We start from the raw sequence: 4,053 nt of genomic DNA, 5'->3' as shown, positions 1-4,053 counted from the left end.
ATCCCCGGGTCCGGCTGCTGATTATCCGGGCCACGGATGTGCCAGCATACGTGCAGTACGGCGGTGCTGATCTGGGGGTTACCGGTAAGGATGTGCTGATGGAGCATGGTGGCGAGGGTCTGTACGAGCCCCTGGACCTGAACATTTCCCGCTGCCGCCTGATGACTGCAGGGGTGAAGGGGCAGCCGGCACCGCAAGGCCGTTTGCGGGTGGCCACCAAGTTTGTGAACCTGGCTCGTAGCTATTACGCGGAACAGGGGCGCCAGGCGGACATCATCAAGCTGTACGGCGCCATGGAACTGGCGCCATTACTGGGCCTGGCCGATGAGATTGTTGATATTGTGGATACCGGCAACACTCTGAAAGCCAACGGTCTTGAGGCCCGGGACCTGATTGCCAACATCAGTACCCGGCTGGTGGCCAACCGGGCCTCCATGAAAATGAAACACGCCCAGCTGCAGCCCATCATCGACAAGATGGGTGAAGCGGTTGAGCGGCGCAAAGCGCCGATTCCGGCCTGATCCGTTCGGCATAAAAACAGGTGAGCAGAATGAACGATCTCTCTATTACCCGCATGTCTGCCAGTCAGGCAGATTTTGACAGCGCCCTGGGCAAACTTCTGGCCTGGGATGACAGCGTGGATCATCAGGTAAATGAAACCGTTCGTCATATTCTGAGCGAAGTGAAGCACCGTGGCGATGCCGCAGTGCTCGAGTTTACGGCTCGTTTTGATCACCTGAACGTTACTGCCATGGCCGAGCTGGAAATGCCGGCGGCACGACTGCAGAGCGCACTGGAAGCTATCCCCGCCGATCAGCGGGATGCCCTGCGCGCGGCCGCTGACCGTATCCGTGACTACCACCAGCGTCAGCTGCAGGGCTCCTGGCAGTATGAAGACGCCGATGGAACCCTGCTGGGCCAGAAAGTGACGCCGCTGGACCGTGTAGGCATCTACGTGCCCGGTGGCAAGGCCGCCTACCCGTCGTCGGTACTGATGAACGCCATTCCGGCCCGGGTCGCGGGTGTCAAGGAAGTCATCATGGTGGTGCCCACGCCTCACGGTGTGGTGAACGACATGGTACTGGCCGCAGCGGCCATCGCCGGCGTCGACCGGGTATTCACGCTGGGTGGCGCCCAGGCGGTTGGTGCGCTGGCCTATGGCACCGAAACAGTGCCGGCGGTAGACAAGATCGTCGGCCCGGGCAATATTTTTGTGGCCACCGCCAAGCGGGAAGTATTCGGCACCGTCGGCATCGACATGATCGCCGGGCCTTCAGAAATACTGGTGATCTGTGACGGCAACACCAACCCGGACTGGATCGCCATGGACCTGTTCTCCCAGGCCGAGCATGACGAACAGGCCCAGTCCATTCTGATCAGCCCGGACGCCGCCTTTCTGGATGCGGTCGAGGCCAGCATCCGCAAACTGGTGCCCACCATGGAGCGGGGCGAGATCATTGCCCGTTCATTGGCGGACCGGGGCGCGCTGATTCAGGTGAAAGATCTGGCGGAAGCCGCCGAGGTCTCCAACCGTATTGCGCCGGAGCACCTGGAGCTGTCAGTGGAAGATCCCGCCGCCATGCTGGATCAGATCCGCCATGCCGGTGCGATTTTCATGGGGCGCTATACCGCAGAAGCCCTGGGTGACTACTGCGCAGGCCCGAACCACGTATTGCCTACCTCTGGCACCGCACGGTTCTCGTCACCGCTGGGCGTCTATGATTTCCAGAAACGCTCATCGCTGATCGGTTTCTCTGCCGCCGGCGCAGACCGGATGGGGCGTTTGGCCTCGGTGCTGGCCCGGGGGGAGGGCCTGACAGCCCACGCCCGCTCGGCAGAATACCGTATCAAGTCGTCTGACCAGTAACTACCGAGGCAGCTTCATCATGAGTAAATACTGGAGCCCGCTGGTCAGCCAGCTCAGTCCCTATGTGCCCGGCGAACAGCCCAAACTGCAGCGCCTGGTCAAACTGAACACCAACGAAAACCCCTTCGGGCCGTCGCCACGGGTTCTGGACGCTATCCGCGCCCAGCTGGATGAAGGTCTGAAGCTGTATCCGGATCCGGAAAGCCAGCAGCTGAGAGAAACCATTGCCGGCTATTACGGCGTCAGGCCAGGTCAGGTGTTTGTCGGAAATGGTTCCGACGAAGTGCTGGCCCATGTTTTCTACGGCCTGTTCCAGCAGGAACGCCCGATCCTGTTTCCGGATATCAGCTACAGCTTCTATCCGGTGTACTGCGGCCTGTACAACATAGCCAGTGAGCAACTGCCGTTGGCCGATGACCTGTCTTTGCGACCCGAGGACTATCTGCGCCCCAACGGCGGCATTATCTTCCCGAACCCCAACGCGCCCACAGGGCGCTGCCTGTCTCTTCCCGAGGTGGAGATGGTGATCAGGGGTAATCCGGACAGCGTAGTGGTGGTGGACGAGGCCTATGTGGACTTTGGCGGGGAATCCGCCATCGCTCTGGTCGACCGCTACCCGAACCTTCTGGTGACCCAGACCCTGTCCAAATCACGCTCCCTGGCGGGTCTGCGGGTAGGCTTTGCCATCGGCCACGAAGATCTGATTGAAGGCCTCAACCGGGTCAAGAACAGCTTCAACTCCTACCCCCTGGACCGCCTAGCCCAGGCCGGCGCCATAGCAGCCTTTGAAGACACCGGCTGGTTCGAGGAAACCCGTACCCAGGTGATCGCAGAGCGTGAACGGGTAACCGAAAGCCTTCAGGGTCTGGGCTTTGAAGTGCTGCCGTCAGCCGCCAACTTCATCTTCTGCCAGCACCGGCAGCAGTCCGGGGCAGACCTGTCAGCGCGGCTGCGGGAGCAGGGTATCATCGTGCGCCACTTCAACAAGCCCCGCATCGACAACTACCTGCGGATCACCATCGGCACCGCCGGCCAGAACAACGAACTGATTGAGGCGCTGGCGGGGATAGTGGCCGCGTGATTTTCCGTTCGCCCTGAGCCTGGCATCCTTCGTCGAGCTCAGTATGCGCGGAGGTATCAAACGTACGCTTCGTTCGTCCTGAGCCTGTCGTCCTTCGTCGAGCTCAGGATGCGCGGAACTAGCTCCGTTCGCCCTGAGCCTGTCGAAGGGCGTTGGACTCCGCCGTGTTTTGACCCTTCGTCAGGTTCAGAATTAACGGGTAACGAATTCCGCAGCAAAAAAGGTACCACCCCATGGCAACCCGTAACGAAATCCTCCAACAGCTGAACCAATGGCTCACCCCGGACGACTTCCAGGACTACTGCCCAAACGGGCTACAGGTAGAAGGGCGCTCCGAAATCCGGCGTATCGTGACCGGGGTAACCGCCTCTCAGGCATTGCTGGATCAGGCTGTGGCGGATGGTGCGGATATGGTGCTCGTTCACCATGGTTACTTCTGGAAAGGCGAACCTCAGCCGGTAACCGGTATGAAGCGTAACCGCCTCAAGACGTTGCTGGATAACGACCTGAACCTGGTGGCCTTTCATTTGCCGCTGGATGACCACCCTGAATATGGCAACAATCGGCAGCTGGCAGACGTGCTGGGCATTCAGAACCCACGACCGCTGGCGGGCTTGCTATGGCAGGGCGAATTGGGGGAACCCATGTCGGCACAAGAGTTCGTTGCCCACATCAGCGAACGGCTGCACCGACCGTCCTTACATGTGGGCGATGGCCCGGACAAGATTCGTCGGGTTGCCTGGTGTACCGGAGCGGCTCAGGGCTATATCGATAAAGCGGTGGCGGCGGGTCTGGACGCCTACATCAGCGGAGAAATCTCCGAACCGACAACCCATACCGCCAGGGAATGTGGTATCCACTACTTCGCATCAGGCCACCATGCCACCGAGCGTTACGGCGTACAGGCCCTGGGCAGGGCCCTGGCGGAGAAGTTCGGAGTGGAGCACCGGTTTATTGATTGTGACAATCCGGTTTGAGATTACTCATCCGTTCGCCCTGAGCTTGTCGAAGGGTCAAAAAGGTCGAACTCCAGAGTACCATCCTTCGACGAGCTCAGGATGAACGGATGAGACAAGGACAGCGCGCCCTTGTCTGTTGGCCTTAA

The 4,053-nt window shown here is 60.2% G+C and carries 4 protein-coding genes; all 4 read left to right on the top strand.

Going from position 1 to position 4,053, the window contains the following annotated elements:
* Positions 1-521, top strand: a 521-nt coding sequence (gene hisG / locus AAC035_RS19340) for an ATP phosphoribosyltransferase (RefSeq protein WP_339806746.1), incomplete at its 5' end; no start/stop codon positions are given.
* A gap of 29 nt (positions 522-550) precedes the next feature.
* The gene (hisD, locus tag AAC035_RS19335) at positions 551-1,867 is read left to right on the top strand and encodes a histidinol dehydrogenase (protein WP_339806745.1); all 1,317 of its coding nucleotides are present in this window, start codon (positions 551-553) and stop codon (positions 1,865-1,867) included.
* 19 nt (positions 1,868-1,886) lie between these two features.
* Positions 1,887-2,948 carry a histidinol-phosphate transaminase gene (gene hisC, locus AAC035_RS19330; RefSeq protein WP_339806744.1) on the top strand — a complete coding sequence of 354 codons (1,062 nt, stop codon included), beginning with the start codon at positions 1,887-1,889 and terminating at the stop codon, positions 2,946-2,948.
* Positions 2,949-3,181: 233 nt separating this feature from the next.
* On the top strand, positions 3,182-3,925 hold the full coding sequence (locus tag AAC035_RS19325) for a Nif3-like dinuclear metal center hexameric protein (RefSeq protein ID WP_339806743.1): 744 nt from the start codon (positions 3,182-3,184) through the stop codon (positions 3,923-3,925).
* Positions 3,926-4,053 lie beyond the last annotated feature (128 nt).

The organism is uncultured Marinobacter sp. (assembly GCF_963974375.1).
Classification (GTDB): Bacteria; Pseudomonadota; Gammaproteobacteria; order Pseudomonadales; family Oleiphilaceae; genus Marinobacter.
Note: the sequence above shows the minus strand (reverse complement) of the source record. Positions and strands in the feature narration are given on the sequence as shown.